A 16,973-nucleotide genomic window follows, 5' to 3' on the forward strand; every position below is an offset into this window, starting at 1 on the left:
GACTATGACCGAGGCGCTTCGTGGTCGGCATCTCGGCGGGGGTACCGATGTTGTCGGCGACCGAATTCGGGTACTACACATCGATGACGACCCCGACTTCGTGGCTGTCGCAGCGGATTCTCTAGAGGCCGCGGACGACCGAATCTCCGTTGAAACCGCGACTAGCGCACGAGACGGGCTCGACCGGCTCGCCCAGAACGGGTTCGATGCTGTCGTCTCCGACTACGATATGCCCAAGATGAACGGCGTCGAACTGCTCGATGCGATTCGGGAGACAAACCCGGATCTACCGTTCATTCTGTTCACCGGCAAAGGGAGCGAAGAGGTAGCCAGCGAAGCCATCTCGGTGGGCGTAACCGACTATTTGCAGAAGTCGTTCGGTGTCGAGGTGTACGAACTGCTGGCGAACCGCATCGAAAACGCGGTCTCCGAGTATCGCGCGAAGCAACAGGCCGCCAAGTCAGAGCGCCGCGTCCGCGAACTCACGGAAGCGACCAACGATATCCTCTGGGAGTTCACAGCCGACCTGAGCGAGGTTCTTGTCATCAACTCCGCCTACGAGGACATCTGGGGACGGTCAGTCGCCAAGCTCCGGGAGAACCCCCACGACTTCCTGAACGGTATCCATCCCGAGGACCGCGAACTGATGAAAGACACGATGCAGAGCCTCATGGACGGCGAGTCGGCTGACGTCGAGTGCCGTGTCAACGCAACAGAGGAGTATCAACGGTGGGTCTGGATACAGGGCGAGCCGATCACGAACGATGCCGGCGAGACAGTTCGCGTGGCCGGATTCGCTCGTGACATCACCGAGCGTCGGAACCACGAGCGCGAACTCGAAGCCACCAAGAACCAGCTCACTGAGCACAACCAGACGCTCCGGAAGCTCTACGAGATCAGCGCCGACCCCGACGCCTCGTTTGAAGAGAAGATACAGGCGGTTTTGGACCTCGGTCGGGAGCGCCTTGGGACCGCTGGCGCGTTCCTGTCCGCGAACGATACTGACCGCGACGAGTTCACCGTCCGCTATGCGAGCGGGAGCGACGAACGGCTCAAGCCAGGAACCGTCACACCGCTGTCGGAGGCGTACTGCCGGAAGATGATTGACACAGGGAGCGTCATGGCAATCGCGGAAGCGTCCGAAGAGGGGTGGGCCTCGGACCCGGCATACGACCGCTGGGAATACGAGACGTACATCAGCAGCGAGGTCCGTGTCTGTAACGCGCATTCAGGGACGCTCTGTTTCGTCGACCGCTCACCCCGAAAGAGCCCATTCACAGAGGAGGAGAAGACGTTCGTCCATCTCGCAACGCAGTGGGTGAGCTACGAACTCGAACGCCAGCAGCGCGAGCAGCGCCTCGAACGATACAAGGAGTACACCGACGAGATGCTGGATGCCATCGACGACGTGTTCTACGTCCTCGACAGCGACGGCTGCTTCCGGCGCTGGAACGAGAGTCTGCTAAACGTGACCGGTTACTCAGCCGCGGAAGTAGCCGGGACTCACGGTGCCGAGTTCTTCCCAGAGGAGTATCGAGACCTCGTTTCGGCCGCTATCGAATCGGTGTTTGAGGGCGGGACCACCCGCGTGGAAGTGCCGTTTATAACGAAATCGGGGGACCAGATCCCGCACGAATTCACGGCGACCCGTGTCGAGGACCCCGACGGGAATCCGATGCTCGCCGGCATCGGCCGAGACATCACTGAACGGCAGGCACGCGAACAGGAACTTACGCGGACGAAGGAACTTCTCGGCCAGGCTCAGCGAATCGCAAGCGTCGGCGGTTGGGAGGTAGACGTGACGAGCGACCCCCCCGAAATGACGGTAACAAGCGAGTTTTACCGGATACACGGGCTGACGCCGGACGACGAACTGAGAATCGACTCTATCATCGATCTGTACCACCCCGACGACAGGGAAACTGTCAGGACTGAGTTCCATCGGGCGATAGAAACGGCCGAGGGGTACGACATGGAGGTGCGTATCGGCGACGGCGACCACTACCGATGGGTTCGCGCGCTGTGTAAACCGGTCACCGAGAACGGCGACGTTGTCAAACTCCGGGGCTCTGTCCAGGACATCACCGACCGAAAGCTCCGGGAGCGCGAACTTGAGGGCGCGCGCGAACGAATGGAGATCGCGCTAGAGACGACCAAGACGGTCGTCTGGGACCGAGAGTTCGAGTCCGGCGACCTGGCGTACTACCCCGGGTCCGAGACGCTGTATGGCACTGACATCGAGTCGCTGGACGAGTTTTTACCGCTGGTCCATCCCGAGGATCAGGCGGAGGTGGCGACCCGCATCGAATCGGCGGCCGAGACCGGAATGTACGAAGCCGAGTTCCGGATCATCCGTGACGGCGAGGTTCGCTGGATGGAGGCGAAAGGGCGCGTCGAATCCGATAGCGACGGGACACCGGTTCGGGCACTCGGTATCGACCGTGACATCACCGAGCGCAAGCGCCGCGAACAGGAACTGGAGGAGACCAACGAGCGCCTCGAAGAGTTCACCAGCATCGTCAGCCACGACCTCAGGAACCCGCTATCTGTCGCCGAGGGACGCATCGAACTGGCCCAGCAGGAATACGACAGTGAGCACCTCGACAGCGCCAGCGACGCACTCGCGCGGATGCGGACGCTCATCGACGACCTGCTCGCGGCTGCACGCGACGAGCAGTCGGCGGTTGACACCGGCGTAGTGGCGCTCTCGGATGCGGCCGAGCAGTGCTGGCACAACGTCGAAACCAACGAGGCCGAACTCACTGTCGAGACGGACGCCATCGTTCGTGCCGACAGGAGCCGATTAGAACAACTGCTCGAGAACCTGTTCAGCAACAGTGTGGAGCATGGCTCCACAAGCAGTCGGCCGGGGGCCGACGACAGCGTGGAACACGGCGGCAACGACGTGACCGTCACGCTCGGCGATCTTGACGACGGCTTCTACGTCGAGGACAACGGCGAGGGTATCGACGAGGAAGACCGGTCGCGCGCGTTCGAGACCGGATACTCGACGTCGGACGCCGGAACTGGATTCGGGCTCTGGATCGTCGCGGAGATCGCCGACGCCCACGACTGGACGGTGACCATCGGCGAGAGTAGCGAGGGCGGCGCACGGTTCGAAATTACCGGTGTCGATATCGTCGAGTGAGAGAGTGTCGAACAGCTACATCGGAATGAGCGGCGACGCCGCCAGCGCGATGCCGACGGCGAGCACCGGGTAGTCGCGTCGGTCAAAGGCAAGCGGCGGAAGTGTCGGGTTCCACGCGAAACAGCGAGCTCGCAGGGCGACAGAAAGCCGGTCCGAGCGGTCGAGCGTCCGTTCTAGCGACCGGACGGCGAGCAGCCGAGCGCGGTCCCGTAGCGGGCGAGCCTCGCCACCACGGGCGTGGATCGCGTCGCGCACCTCGCGAACGTCAGCGAGCACCAGCGGGAACAATCGGACGACGAGCGCCATCCCAATGCCGAGAATCTGGCCGGGTTTTCCGGGTATCAGACGCTGGACCGCCGCCCGCGTGTCCCGAACCGGCGTCGACGTGAGGTAGGCGGCGCTGACGAGCAACACCGGGAGGATGCGCCCGACGTGCAACGCCGAGCGCAGCGCCGGGTCGACTCGAAACCACGGTGGGCCAAGCGCTACGCCGGCGACGAACGGGGCCAGCGCCAGCACAGCAAGGACAACCCGATAGGAGCGCAGGACGGCCAGCGGCGAGAGTCGCGCCGCCGCGAGCGTGCCCAGCGCAAACGCGGTCGTCCCGATAAGCCACAGGAGCGTGGGGTGGGCGACAGCGGCAATAGCGAGCCCGAACTGGACCAGCAGCTTCGACCGCGGGTCCAGCCGATGCGCGAACGTCGAACCGGGCCGGTAGCTCAACATCGCGGGTCTCGGATGCCGAGGTCCGGGAGGGCATCGAGCGCTTCGGCTGGCGACGCGTCGAGAACGACTTCCCCCGCGTGCAGCGCGACGAGACGGTCGGCCCGCTCGTGGAGGTCCCGGAGGTCGTGGGTGACGACGATGACGCCCGTGCCATCAGCGACCAGCGCATCGAGGTGGTCGAGTACTGACTTCCGTGCCGGCCAGTCGAGCCCGACGAGCGGTTCATCGAGCACGAGGTAGTCCGGCTCCATGGCGAGTGCCCCGGCAATGGCGACGCGGGCCTGCTCGCCGCCGGAGAGGGCGTCAATACGGCTCTCGGCGGCATCACCGAGGTCGACAGCGTCAAGCGCCGTTTCGACTCGGCGGTCGATTTCTGCCCTGTCGAGCCCAAGATTCTCCGGGCCGAAGGCCACGTCAGCCGCCACGGTCGCAGCAACGAACTGGTCGCGTGGGTGCTGGAACACCATCCCGATACGTGTCCGGGCGACGACGGGGTCGTCCGTCACGTCCGTCCCGTCGACGGTGACCGTTCCGGCGTCGGGGGTCAGCAGGGCGTTGAGATGCCGGACGAGCGTCGTCTTGCCGCTCCCGTTCGGGCCGACGAGCAGACAGTACTGGCCATCAGGTATCGACAGCGTGACCCCGTCAAGAACATCGACATCGCCGTACCGATAGCGCAGGTCGCTGACCTCGATCATCGACCGGCGAGATACCCACCCTGCACGATGGCGATCGCGATACCGAGCTTCAGGAGGTCAAGCGGAATGTACGGAGCCATGACAGCCGCGGCGCGAGCGAGCGGCAGTCCGGTGACCACTGCCAGCCACGGGATGCCGATAGCGTACACGACGGCGATTGCTGCGGCGAACGCGACGACCTGCACCGGAACAGAGAGGTCAGCGACCGGTTTCGGCGCTAGGCTCCGGTGTGCGATAGCGCCAGCGACGACCGCACCGACGAGGAAGCCGACGAGGAAGCCACCGGTCCCCTGCCCGGCGATGACGTAGCCCAGGCCCGCGTTCGCGTTCGAGAACACCGGCGCGCCGGCGATACCGACAAGGACGTACAACAGCAGGGCAACGCCGCCCCACAGCGGCCCCAGTAGCAGGCCGGCGAAGAACATCCCGAAGGGCTGCAGCGAGAACGGCGGCAGCGTCCCCGGGAGCGGGATAGATATCTGTGCGAGCGCCGCGGTCAGCGCCGCGAGCAGCACCGCCTTCGTGAACAAGCCCACAGTGTCGTCATCAACAAGGTCGACGGATTGCTCTGTTGCCATGGGTCTCTCTCTCTCGTCAACCGAAATATAGCCAGTGGTTCACGGAGCGCGTTTCCGCTGGGCGCGCGCGTCGCTCACTCGGCCGGGGAGACGCGGACGAGCTCGTCGTCGTGCTCCCGCGGGAAGCCGTCGCCAGCCCGCCCGTCGCGGTTCGACGTAACGAGATACAGCCCGCCGTCTGGCCCCTGCTCAACGTGGCGAATCCGACCGATTTCGTTGGCCAGCAGGGAGTGGGTCGTCGCGGTGTAGGCGTCGTCGGTCCAGTCCGCGTCATACACCTCGGCGTCGGCACCCGGTGGCAGGTCCGCACCGGCCGGTGTTAGCGTCGTCACGAGGAGTGTCTGCCCATTCAGGCCGCCGGTGAGCAGTCGGTTCCGGAGCGAGGGCACGGCATCGCCAGTGTAAAACAGCGAGCCAGAGGGTGCCCACCCACCAGTGTTGCCCGTGTTGGCGAGCGGCCGGCGGACCTCGGGGTCAGCATCGAGGTACTCCGCGTGCTTGCGAGTGTCGGGCCAGCCGTAGTAGCCCCCAGCTTCGAGGCGGTTGAGTTCGTCCCGCCCGGTCGGGCCGTGCTCGGAGGCGACGAGCGTTCCGTCGGGGAGCCAGGCCAGTCCCTGTGGGTTCCGGTGGCCGTAGGTGAACACCCGCGGGTCCCCGCCCAGCTCCGGGTTCCCGGGAGCGGGGTCCCCCGCAGGCGTCACGCGGAGGACCTTCCCGCCGAGCGAGTCGGTGTCGGCAGACAGTTCGCCGTCGCCCGCGTCCCCCGTCGTAATCCAGAGGTAGTTCTCGGGGCCGAACGTGAGCCGCCCGCCGTTGTGTATCTTGCTCCCGGGAATGTTGTCGACGAGGACGGACTCCGTGGCAGCCGGGTCCTCGGCCGACACGTCCATTGCGACGACCCGATTGACCCGCTCGTCGTCGTCAGTCATCGTCGTGTAGTAGACGTACACCACCGGCGGATCGGGATACGTTGGATGTGCGGCAACGCCGAGCGTGCCGCCCTCACCGCCGGTGACCCACCAGCCGTCGTCGCTCGACTCCGCGTCGATGACTGCCGCCGGTTCGGTGACTGTTCGGACGCTGCCGTCCACAAACGAGAGAACGCGACCGACCCGCTCAGTGAGAAATAGCGTGCCGTCAGCGGCAAATGAGAGGTCCCACGGGATCTCCAGATCCTCGATGAGTGGTTCGGTGGCGAGCGGCGTGTCCGTTGGCGACGTGGTCGGGGCCGTCCAGTTGGTGTCGGATAACTGGCTACGCTCGTGGCTAAGGGATACGTCGTAGCGATCTAGCGCCCGAGTCGGGCCTGCCGCCGTTGTGGTTGTTGGCGTCGGATCCGGAGGCTCCGTCTGTGTCCCGGACTCACCGCGACAACCGGCCAGTGCGGTCGCCCCGATACCGCCAAGCGCGGCGAGATACTGGCGGCGGGAGCGGGCGTCACGGCAGGGGTTTCGCATAGATTTCTCTGCCGAGTATGGAAGAATAAAGATGTCGGAGACAGCCGAGTTAGCGAGCGGCAGCCGCGACGCGTTCTTTCTCTTCTTTCTGGTTGACCGCGTAGGTCTGGACGTCGTCGTTGGCAGCACCGATGAGCTGCTGTGCGAGCGCCTCGGCGGCGGTCGTGGTGGTCTTGAACGAGCCACCGTAGACGCCCTCAGCGAGGAACTTCAGGGCCTGGTCAACGCGGCGCTGTGGCGCGACGTCGACGGCCTTCGGGACCGAGATACCACCGTATTTCAGGCGGACGGTCTCCTCTCGGGGGGCGCTGTTCTCGACAGCACTGACGAGCACCTGAATCGGGTTCTCGTCGGTGCGCTCGTGAACGAGTTCGAACGCCTCAGTGACGATGGAGGTCGCAAGCTGTTTCTTGCCCGTGTTTTCGTCAGTCTGCATCAGGCGGTTGATCAGCCGCTCAACGATGCTGATCTCGCTTTTCTTGAACTGCTTGTCCGCGTGGCGCCCCATCGTGTGGGCGATCGGCGTGACAGTGATGTAGCGCTCGGTCGAGGGGTCGGAGTACTCGATGTCCGTGATATCCCACTCGCCGAACAGCTTCGCACGGGCCGTCTCCGGCTCGCTTTCCTCAGCCGCGTCAGCGTCAGCCTCAGGTGTGTCTTCTGCACTCATGGTTATCGGACCGGTTTCTCCGCGTTCCCGCGAACGAGTTCGATGAGAGAGACACCGTTGACCTTCTCGACCTTGTAGTTGACACCGGAGAGGTCGCCCATCGCGCGGCCCTTCGCCCCGCCGATACCTGCGATCGTGACCTCGTCGTGCTCGTCAATGAAAGAGATAGCGCCGTCACCGGGACAGAACGCGGTGACCTGCTTACCGTTCTTGATGAGCTGGACGCGGACACACTTCCGGATAGCGGAGTTAGGCTGCTTGGCCTCGATTCCGACTTTCTCCAGTACAATACCTCGTCCCTGGGGCGCACCCTCGAGCGGGTCGGACTTCTTGCCCAGGCCGCGTTCGCGACGCGCGTAGTCAGTGTCGGACCACCGGTGCTTCTGGCGGTCCTTCTTGAGCTTGCGCGCGGCGTACTTGCCGTTCGCCATAGTAGGCACTGGTACCTTTCGGAGGTACTTAAGACTCCTCTTTCGGACTCAGCCGGTAGCGCCGGTGTGTGTGGCGTTCTATGCCATAGACAGGTCAAAAGTGCGGCAGATAACGTGAGGGGAGTGCCACGACAACGGGAAAGAAGCGGTCAGCACGGTGTTTCAGTCGGGTGTGAGGCGCAGTGCGGCACTTCCACTGTTCGTCGGGAACCCACGCACCACGACTTCGACCGCACGCCGGAGTCGGCTGACACTATCGGCGGTGACTGGTTCGATGGATGTGTTAGCCTGAATTGACAAGCCCCTTCGCAGCCGTACAGCCGACAGTCTGTGTCTCAGAAGCCACAGGTCCCGGTGCCACAACCCGTTAACAGGGCGATGGCGCGCGTGCACGGAATCAGGTGTGATAACTGGGCAGATGGTTTCTAGTAGCGGCACTTGAGTTATTCAGACAGACCTGCCGTAGTAGCTATGAAACTTGAACAACGTCTCCCAGATGTCGTCCGGCAAACGTATCTCCGGAAGTTGGCGCTTATCATTCTCTGTATCGCCCTGCTCGTTGCGGGTGTGAGCGTCACCGCGGAGCGGACGGTTGCAGACGAACTGACAGAACAGCGCGAGAACGAACTGCAGACCGGGGCCGTCCAGACAGCCACGACAACGGCAGACTGGGTTCGGAGCCAGCGAAACGCCGCACGAACCCTCTCGACGCTGTCCGACGTCCAGGATGGAAGCCCGACGATGATCCGTGGCGCGTTACAGCGGCAAGCGTTCTACCAGCCGGAGTCGGTGTACGCCATCCACTACGTCAATGAAGAGACTCTAGAAATCAAGGAGTCGTCGCTGAGCGACCGACGCCAGACATCGCTCCGGACGGACGACTTCGAGTGGGAGGGCGGGGTCCTCTCGGTCACCGGGTCGAACTCGGTCGATATGTCGACAGTGTACACCTACGACGGAGGGAAATACATCGCCTTCGCGAGCCCGGTCGCCCGGAGCGACAAACTGGTCGTTGTGGTCCACAACGTGACCGCACGGACGGCCCAGTTCCGCAACTCCATCGACGGCGGTGAAACGCGGATTGTCCGACAGGACGGGACGGTCCAGTTCGCCGAGGACGCCTCGACCATCGGCACGCAGTACAACGTCTCCGCCAACCTGAGCGCACTTACAACGGGAGACAGCGGCGTGGCCCGGAGCGGGCCGTACCTGGTCGCCGCGGAGTCTGTCGATGATACGCCGTGGATCGTCGTCAAGCAGGCCCCGAAATCGACCGCCTTCGCACTGCGTGACAGTATTATCGGGAGTTTCATCGCCATCATCGGTGTTTCACTGGCCGGGTTCGCCGTCATCGGCGTGGTCGTCGGTCGTGGCATCATGCAGTCGCTCAGACGGCTCTCGACGCAGGCGGAAGCCCTCGCAGTGGGGAACTTCGACACCGACATCAAACAGTCTGACCGCCTCGACGAGGTCGGCGACGTCCAGAACGCCTTCTACGAGATGAAGACCTATCTCGACACCGTCGCCGCACAGGCCGACGCACTCTCCAGACAGGCGTTCGACGACCCGGCGCTCGACAAGGACGTGCCCGGTCAACTCGGCGCGTCGCTATCGAGTATGCACGGGAACCTCGAATCGTTCATCAGCGACCTCGAACAGGCCCAGCAGGAGGCCGAAGAGTCCAAAGCAGAGGCAGAAGAGATAGCAGGAACGCTCGAACAGCAGGCCGAAGAGTTCTCGGCCGTCATGCGGCAGGCAGCCGACGGCGACCTCACCCAGCGACTCGACACCGACACGGACAACGACGCGATGGCCGACATCGCCGCTGCGTTCAACGATATGCTCGCCCAGCTCGGCCAGACGGTCATGCGAATCCGGGAGTTCGCCGACGACGTCGACGGCTCCGCCGACCAGATAACCGCGAGCGCTACTGAGGTCCGTGGCGCCAGCGAGGAGGTCAGTGAATCCGTCCAGGAGATCGCCGACGGCGCGGAGACGCAGTACGAGAACATCGAGGAGACGGTCGACGAGATGTCAGGCCTCTCCGCGACGGTCGAAGAGGTCGCAGCACAGGCCGACGAAGTCGCGACCACATCGAACGAAGCCGCCGAAATCGGTGAAACCGGCAGCGAGCGCGCATCAGAGGCTATCGAAGTGATGAACGACATCGAGACGCGAGCAGACGAAACAATCGACCGCGTCGAGTCGCTCGACGACGAGATGGAGCAGATAGGCGACATCGTCGACCTCATCGACGACATCGCCGAGCAGACCAATATGCTCGCCCTGAACGCCTCTATCGAGGCCGCCCGAGCCGGTGAAGCGGGTGAAGGGTTCGCCGTCGTCGCCGATGAAATCAAAGGCCTCGCCCAGGAGACGACCGAGGCCACCGAAGAGGTCTCAACGGTTATCGAGGACGTGCAGGACACCACCGGTGACGCCGTGACCGACATCAGACAGATGGGCGACTCCGTCACGGACGGCATCGATACCGTCGACGACGCAATCGAATCGCTTGAGGCCATTGTCGACCGGGTCGAGGAAGTCAATGACGGCATTCAGTCCATCAGCGACGCTACCGACGAACAGGCCGCGACGACGGAGGAGGTGGTGGCGATGACCGACGAAGTCGGAACAATCAGCGAGGAAACCGCGTCCAGCGCCGAGAACGTCGCCGCCGCCGCGGAGGAACAGACCGCAACCATCAATGAGGTCACCAGCGGCATCGAATCCCTGTCGGATCAGGCTGGCGACCTCAGCGAACTCCTGCAGACGTTCGATGTCGATAGCGGAACCACACACAGCGATACCGACGTGTACGAGCACGACGCGTCGGACGTCTCAGTGGGCGACGACTGAACGGCGGTTGTTCTCCAGTCCGGTTTTGAAAAAGGCGAACTGAACAGGTCGCCCTGCTCAGGTCAGTTCGATGCCGTCGATTTCGAAGTGCCGCTTGGCCAGTTGCCGGGCGGCATCGATGTTACGCCCTTCACGGCCGATCGCGGCTCCGCGGTCCTCCTGTGCCACTTCGACGTAGGCAACGGTGTCGTCGTTCTCCGAGACGGTGACGTTGTACACCGCAGCCGGCGCGAGCGCGTTAGCCACGAAGTCCTCGGCCGTCTCGGCGGCTTCAACGAGTTTGACCTCGCGGCCAAGGCGTTCCTCGACGCGCTCGACCGTCTGGCCGCCCGGGCCGATGGCGTCGGCCATTTGCCCCCGTTTGACCAGATACACCACCTGGTCGTGGTCCTCATCGACGACGCAATCCCGGACGGTGACGGCTGCCTCGTCCTCGAAGAGGGCGACCAGTCGACGTGCTTCGTCCGAGAGTTCGACCCGCATCAGTCCTGAGTCGTACCCATCCGGAGGTTGACATCACCAGTGCCGAGTTTGATCGGCTTCCCGACGATGACGTTCTCCGTGACGCCGTCGAGTTCGTCGACCTCGCCGTGGATGGCGGCGTCGAGCAGGTGATTAACCGTCACCTCGAACGCTGCACGGGCGAGCACGGAGTCTTTCGACCCCGAGATGCCGTGGCGGCCGATGGACTCGATAGTCCCCTCGTTGGTCATGATGTCGGCCACGAGCATCAGGTGCCGGACGTTCACGTCGTCAAGCCCCTGCTCTTCGAGCGTGTTCATCGTCTCGTTGATGAGCGTCTCGCGGGCCGCTTCGACGCCGAGTTCCCGGTAGATCTCGTGGATGTTGTTACACGTCGTCCGGGAGGCGTCGACGCCCTCGATGTCCAGCACTTCGCCGAAGTCCGAGCCCTCGGTGTAGAGGACGAACTCCTCGCCGTTGTCCGTCTCCTCCTTGCGGATAACGACGCGGGTGATCTCCTCGATCCCCTTGAAGACGATCTCCCGTAGCTCCTCGACCAGCTGCAAGAGGTCGCGGTAGCTGGGTTCCTCCGGGCCGAACTCGATGAGCGTGCCGGCCTGCCGGGTCGAGACGCCGAGATTCGATTCGATGGTCTCGGCGATCTCCTCGGCGATGGCGTCCGTGTCGTTGACCGTCGGCCACCGCTCCAGCAGCGTGTCCTCGTTGAGGTCGATCTCGACGAGCATGTCCGCGACGTTCGTCGAGATGTCACCCAGCGCGAGGATGCGCGTCGCCTCGATCTTCCAGACGACCTCGTGGGCGCGCTCGCGGTCCGTCGCGTACTCCTCATCAAGGTGGACCGTCATCATCGGGGTGTCCGGCGTCTTCCGGGCGTCCACCAGCTCGATGAGCCGTGGCAGGCCCTGTGTCACGTCGATCTCGGCGACCCCCGCGTAGTGGAACGTGTTCATCGTCATCTGCGTTCCCGGTTCGCCGATGGACTGAGCCGAGACGGTCCCGACCGGGTCAAGTGGGTCGACGCGCGTGTCGAGGTAGCGGGTCTCGACGGCCTTGGCGATGCGGTCGGCGTCGTCGACGCCGACGCCACGTTCCTCGATGGTGCTGTACACTTCGTCTTTCAGCCGTCGCGGCAGCTCAGTGTCCTCGACGACGGCTTCGATGTCTGCTGATACGTCGTGTGCTGTCATTGTTAGTCGTCACCCTCGGCCATCCACCAGTCGTCCGCGTGCTCCGAGAGGTTGGTCCGCTCGGTGCGGGTCCCGAGGAAGCTCTCTTTTTGCTTCTCGCTCTCGAACTCCTCGTCGAGGACGCTGTCGGCGATCTGTTCGACATCCACGATGTCCCCGTCCTGATTCGAGGACACGTCGACCGGCGACGTGCCGTCCTCGCCGAACTCGAACTGGACGATGGTGTCCGAAGTGTCCCGGACGGTCCCGTCGTACTGCGTTTCGAGTTCAGACAGGGCGTTGATGAGCCGGCGCTGCAGGTACCCGGACTTCGACGTCCGGACGGCCGTATCGACCAGCCCCTCGCGGCCACCCATGGCGTGGAAGAAGAACTCCTTCGGGCCGAGCCCGGAGCGGTAGGAGGCCTCCACGAAGCCGTGGGCGTCGGCCGACAGGTCGTTCTCCTCGAAGTGTGAGAGGGTTCGGTTCTCGTAGCCACGGTTGATCCGCTCGCCACGGACTGCCTGCTGGCCGACACAGCCGGCCATCTGGGTCAGGTTCAGCATCGACCCACGCGCACCGGATTCGGCCATGATGACGGCCGGGTTGTCTTCGCCAAAGTGGTCCTCGGCGATGTCACCGGCGGAGTCACGCGCCTTGCCCAGCGTCTGCATGATCTTCATTTCGAGCGTCTCATCGACGGTCCGGCCAGGCAGCGATTCGAGTTCGCCGCGGTCGTAGGTCTCGATGAGTTCCTCGACGCGGTCGTACGCGCTGTCGATGGCGTCGTTGATCTGCTCTTCCGCTTCTCGTGGGATAGACTCGTCGTCGATGCTGATGGAGAACCCGAAGTGCATGATCGACCGCATCGCCAGCGCCGAGACCTCGTTGACGAGAATCCGGGCACGGGTCCGCGAGTAGTCCTTGGCGATGGTGTCGACGATTTCGCCGCCGAAGGCCCCGACGGCGTCCTCGTCGATAGTGCCGCCAGTCATCTGGCCGTCCTCGACGACGACAGTGTCGCCAGCAGAGGACGTGAACTCCAGATTCAGGTCGTCCGGCAGCAGCTCCGAGAACAGCGAGCGGCCGGTCCAGTACTCCTCGCCGCCCTCGTCGACGCCGTCGGCCTCGGGCAGCTCGTCGATGCGGGTCGCCCGGAGCAGGTCAAGCGCCTGCGTCTCGTTGAACTTCGGATTGGTGTGGGTCAGCAGGTAGGTCCCGCTGATGTGGTCCTGAATCGCGCCGATGATGTTCTCGCCGAAGCGCGGGGAGAGCATCTGTTCCTGCACGCGCATGAGGACGCGGGCTTCGGCCCGGGCCTCCTCGTTTTGCAGGGCGTGCATGTTCATCTCGTCCCCGTCGAAGTCAGCGTTGTACGGCGGACAGACCGTCGTGTTCAGCCGGAACGTCTTGTACGGCATCACGACGACCTCGTGGGCCATGATGGACATCCGGTGCAGCGACGGCTGGCGGTTGAAGATGATGATGTCACCGTCGACCAGATGGCGGGACACTTCCCACTCCGCTTCGACCTTCTCCGCGAGTTCCTCGCAGTTCTTCTCGGTCACCTTCAGTCGGCGGCCGTCCGGCCGCTTGACGTAGTTCGCGCCGGGGTGGGCTTCAGGCCCGTTGGAGACGTACCGTCGCGCTTCCTCAAGGTTGCGCTCGGTGACGTTCATCGTCTGGGTCATCTCCTTGGCGACCCGGTCCGGCACACCGACCTCGTTCAGCGAGAGCGTCGGGTCCGGCGAGATGACGGTCCGAGCGGAGAAGTTCACGCGTTTCCCGGACAGCGACCCACGGAATCGGCCCTCCTTGCCTTTCAGGCGCTGGGAGAGGGTCTTCAGCGGCCGGCCGGAGCGGTGTCGCGCCGGCGGCGTGCCCGAAATCTCGTTGTCCATGAAGGTGGTGACGTGGTACTGCAGCAGTTCCCAGAGGTCCTCGATAATCAGCTGTGGCGCACCCGCCTCGCGGTTCTCCATGAACCGCTGGTTGATGCGGATGATGTCCACAAGCTTGTGGGTGAGGTCGTCCTCGGAGCGCTGGCCGTTGTCCAGCGTAATCGAGGGGCGAGCGGTGACCGGCGGCACCGGCAGCACCGTCAGAATCATCCACTCCGGTCGGGAGCGGGCCGGTTTCATCCCCAGCACTTCGATGTCCTCGTCCGGGATGTCCTCGAACCAGTCTCGGATATCGCTGGGCATGAGCTTGTTCATGTCCTCCTCGGTCAGGTCAACCGACAACGCCTTCTCTAGGGCCTTGCGGTCCTCCTGCCGGGGTCGGAACTCGCCGCTGAGAATCTCCTGAACGCGGCTGCTGTCGATGCCGGTTTCTTCGGAGAGCTCGATGGGCGAGATCGGGTCCTCGGACTCCTCCATCGCGGCGGCGATCCGCTCGGGGTAGTCCGAGGCCAGCACGTCCTGCACCTCGTAGTAGGTGGTCGGCTTCTCGTGTTTGATATCGTACTGCTTCTCGCCACAGAACGGACAGCGGTCCTTCTTGCGGGCCTGCCGGATGGCGGCCTTGGTCACGTCGTTGAGGTCGCGACCGAGGTCCTGGGTCCGTGTCAGTCGGTCAGCGAACTCGTCGCGCTCGTGCTCGTCGAGACAGAGCCGGGAGCACTCCCGGCAGGTCCCGCGCAGGAGTCGGCGGATGAGCTTCGCGAACCCGACGTGGATGACGGGCGCAGCGAGTTCGATGTGGCCGAAGTGGCCGTTACACGACCCGCTGTGTTTCCCGCAGGTCTTACACTCTAGACCGGGGTCGATGACACCGAGTCGCGGGTCCATCAGCCCCATGTCGATGGGGAAGCCGTCGTCGTCGTACGTGTCGGCCGTAATCACTTTCGTGGCCGACATCTCTCGGTACTCCTCTGGGTCCATCAGCCCGAAGCTGAGCTGCCCGATTTCCTGGGGTGTCTGTTGTGAGCTCATACTGCGTCCTCCAGTTCGATCCGCGGGGCGATTCCGAGCGCCTTCATCTCGTCGAGTAGGAGCTTGAACGCGTAGGACATCTCGACCTCGTGGATGTCGGTCTCCTCCTCGCAGTTCGGACAGTAGATGCGCCGTTGCTCGACGTTCTCGACGGCGGTCATCCCACACTGTCCACAGACGTTGATCCACTCGCGGTCGGACTCATCGAGCAGGCGCTCCTTGAGCGCCATCGCCGCACCGTGCCCGATGAGCACGTCCCGTTCCATCTCACCCACACGCAGGCCACCTTCGCGGGCGCGCCCCTCGGTCGGCTGGCGGGTGAGGACCTGCACCGGCCCGCGCGAACGGGCGTGCAGCTTGTTCGAGACCATGTGGTACAGCTTCTGGTAGAAAATATCGCCGACGAAGATCTCCGCGTCGATCTTCTCACCGGTCACACCGGAGTACATCGTCTCCTTGCCGCTAGAGTCGAAGCCGTGCTCTTCAAGCGAGCCACGGAGTTCATCCTCGTCCTCGCCGGTGAAGGCGGTACCGTCGACGCGGCGGCCTTCGAGCGCACCGACCTTTCCGCCAATCATCTCAAGGATGTGGCCGACGGTCATCCGCGACGGCAGTGCGTGCGGATTGATGATGAGGTCCGGGACGACACCCTCCTCGGTGAAGGGCATGTCCTCCTGCGGGGCGATGTGGCCGACGACACCCTTCTGGCCGTGCCGTGACGCGAACTTGTCCCCGAGTTCGGGGATGCGCTCGTCACGCACAGAGACCTTCGAAAGTTTCGAGCCGTCCTCGCCTTCCATTAGCGTGACCGTGTCCACGACGCCGGATTCGCCCGAGCGCATCGTCACGCTCGTCTCCCGACGTTTCTGCGGTGAGAGACCGCCCATGTCGTCCGGCTCTTCGAGGAACCGGGGCGGGCTGGTCTTGCCGAGCAGGACGGCGTTCTCGCCGACCTTCGTTTCGGGGTTGACGAGGCCATCGTCGTCGAGGTGCGTGTACGCTTCCTCGCCGCGTGCGCCACGAACCTCGTCGTCAGGAATCTCGAAGCGGTCCTCCTGACCGCCGGGGTAGCGCCGTTCCTCGCCCTCGTAGGTACGGAAGAAGTGTGAACGGGCGAGCGCGCGGTCGACCGACCCCTGGTTCATCACGAGTGCGTCCTCGATGTTGAACCCCTCGTAGCTCATGACGGCAACGACGAAGTTCTGTGCCGCGGGGCGGTCGTCGTAGCCGATCTGTTCGGTGGTCTGGGTCTTGACCATCGACAGCTGCGGGTAGTGCAGCAGGTGCTGGCGCGTGTCCGGGCGAATTCGGTAGTTCGCCGACGGCAGGCCAAGCGACTGCTTGATCATCCCCGACCCCATCGTAATCCGGGGCGAGGCGTTGTGTTCGGGGTAGGGAATCATCCCGGCACCGATACCGAACATCAGCTGCGGGTCGACTTCCAGGTGCGTGTGGTTGTCGGTGAGTTCGCCCTCGTCGACACCGACGAGGATGTCCTCCTCTTCCTCGGCGTCGATGAACTCAACGAGGCCGCGTTCGACGAGCTCTTCGAATTCGAGCTCGCCCTCTTTGACCTGCTCGACCTCCTCGTCGGTCATCAGCGGCTCGCCGTCCTCGACGACCAGCAGCGGGCGTCGGGCACGGCCAGCGTCGGCGTTGATGATGACTTCCCCGGTCCGGTTCTTGACCGAGACGTTGACCATCTGGGAGACGTCCCCCCGTCGTCGCGCCTGTCGTACCTGTTCTGCGAGCTGTTCCGGGTCGGGATGTGTCCCAACCAGACTACCGTTTACGTATACCTTGGCTTCGCGTCCCTGACTCATA

General features: G+C 63.9%; 12 protein-coding genes. 2 read left to right on the top strand and 10 right to left on the bottom strand.

Going from position 1 to position 16,973, the window contains the following annotated elements; genetic code table 11:
• The first annotated feature begins 4 nt into the window (after positions 1-4).
• Positions 5-3,148, top strand: coding sequence for a PAS domain S-box protein (locus RR_RS14795; RefSeq protein ID WP_011224218.1), 3,144 nt, complete (start codon positions 5-7; stop codon positions 3,146-3,148).
• 15 nt (positions 3,149-3,163) lie between these two features.
• Here the strand turns inward: RR_RS14795 and RR_RS14800 are convergent, their stop codons facing one another.
• From RR_RS14800 to RR_RS14825, 6 genes are all read right to left on the bottom strand, one after another.
• Complete coding sequence (locus RR_RS14800) at positions 3,164-3,874, bottom strand: energy-coupling factor transporter transmembrane component T family protein (protein WP_011224219.1); 711 nt, start codon at positions 3,872-3,874, stop codon at positions 3,164-3,166.
• Positions 3,868-4,572 carry an energy-coupling factor ABC transporter ATP-binding protein gene (locus RR_RS14805; protein WP_007189411.1) on the bottom strand — a complete coding sequence of 235 codons (705 nt, stop codon included), beginning with the start codon at positions 4,570-4,572 and terminating at the stop codon, positions 3,868-3,870. Before RR_RS14805 ends, RR_RS14800 begins: the two co-directional genes overlap by 7 nt.
• Complete coding sequence (locus RR_RS14810) at positions 4,569-5,150, bottom strand: biotin transporter BioY (protein WP_011224220.1); 582 nt, start codon at positions 5,148-5,150, stop codon at positions 4,569-4,571. Before RR_RS14810 ends, RR_RS14805 begins: the two co-directional genes overlap by 4 nt.
• 74 nt (positions 5,151-5,224) lie before the next feature.
• Positions 5,225-6,607, bottom strand: coding sequence for a PQQ-dependent sugar dehydrogenase (locus RR_RS14815; protein ID WP_011224221.1), 1,383 nt, complete (start codon positions 6,605-6,607; stop codon positions 5,225-5,227).
• Positions 6,608-6,656: 49 nt separating this feature from the next.
• Positions 6,657-7,277: a 30S ribosomal protein S7 gene (locus RR_RS14820; protein WP_011224222.1), complete on the bottom strand. Its 621-nt coding sequence runs from the start codon at positions 7,275-7,277 to the stop codon at positions 6,657-6,659.
• Between the two features lie 2 nt (positions 7,278-7,279).
• Complete coding sequence (locus RR_RS14825; RefSeq protein WP_004515440.1) at positions 7,280-7,708, bottom strand: 30S ribosomal protein S12; 429 nt, start codon at positions 7,706-7,708, stop codon at positions 7,280-7,282.
• A gap of 471 nt (positions 7,709-8,179) precedes the next feature.
• Here RR_RS14825 and RR_RS14830 point away from each other — a divergent pair, with 471 nt between their 5' ends.
• Positions 8,180-10,567, top strand: coding sequence for a methyl-accepting chemotaxis protein (locus RR_RS14830; protein ID WP_011224223.1), 2,388 nt, complete (start codon positions 8,180-8,182; stop codon positions 10,565-10,567).
• A gap of 57 nt (positions 10,568-10,624) precedes the next feature.
• On the opposite strand, the gene RR_RS14835 is transcribed toward RR_RS14830, so the two are convergent.
• From RR_RS14835 to rpoB, 4 genes are read right to left on the bottom strand one after another with little or no spacing between them, the layout of a single operon-like run.
• Complete coding sequence (locus RR_RS14835) at positions 10,625-11,050, bottom strand: NusA-like transcription termination signal-binding factor (RefSeq protein ID WP_004959102.1); 426 nt, start codon at positions 11,048-11,050, stop codon at positions 10,625-10,627.
• Positions 11,050-12,237 carry a DNA-directed RNA polymerase subunit A'' gene (gene rpoA2 / locus RR_RS14840; RefSeq protein ID WP_005537132.1) on the bottom strand — a complete coding sequence of 396 codons (1,188 nt, stop codon included), beginning with the start codon at positions 12,235-12,237 and terminating at the stop codon, positions 11,050-11,052. Before rpoA2 ends, RR_RS14835 begins: the two co-directional genes overlap by 1 nt.
• Positions 12,238-12,239: 2 nt before the next feature.
• Positions 12,240-15,149, bottom strand: a complete 2,910-nt coding sequence (locus RR_RS14845; protein ID WP_011224224.1) for a DNA-directed RNA polymerase subunit A' — start codon at positions 15,147-15,149, stop codon at positions 12,240-12,242.
• Positions 15,146-16,972, bottom strand: coding sequence for a DNA-directed RNA polymerase subunit B (rpoB, locus tag RR_RS14850; RefSeq protein WP_004959111.1), 1,827 nt, complete (start codon positions 16,970-16,972; stop codon positions 15,146-15,148). Before rpoB ends, RR_RS14845 begins: the two co-directional genes overlap by 4 nt.
• Between the last annotated feature and the right edge of the window lies 1 nt (position 16,973).

The organism is Haloarcula marismortui ATCC 43049, assembly GCF_000011085.1.
Classification (GTDB): Archaea; Halobacteriota; Halobacteria; order Halobacteriales; family Haloarculaceae; genus Haloarcula; species Haloarcula marismortui.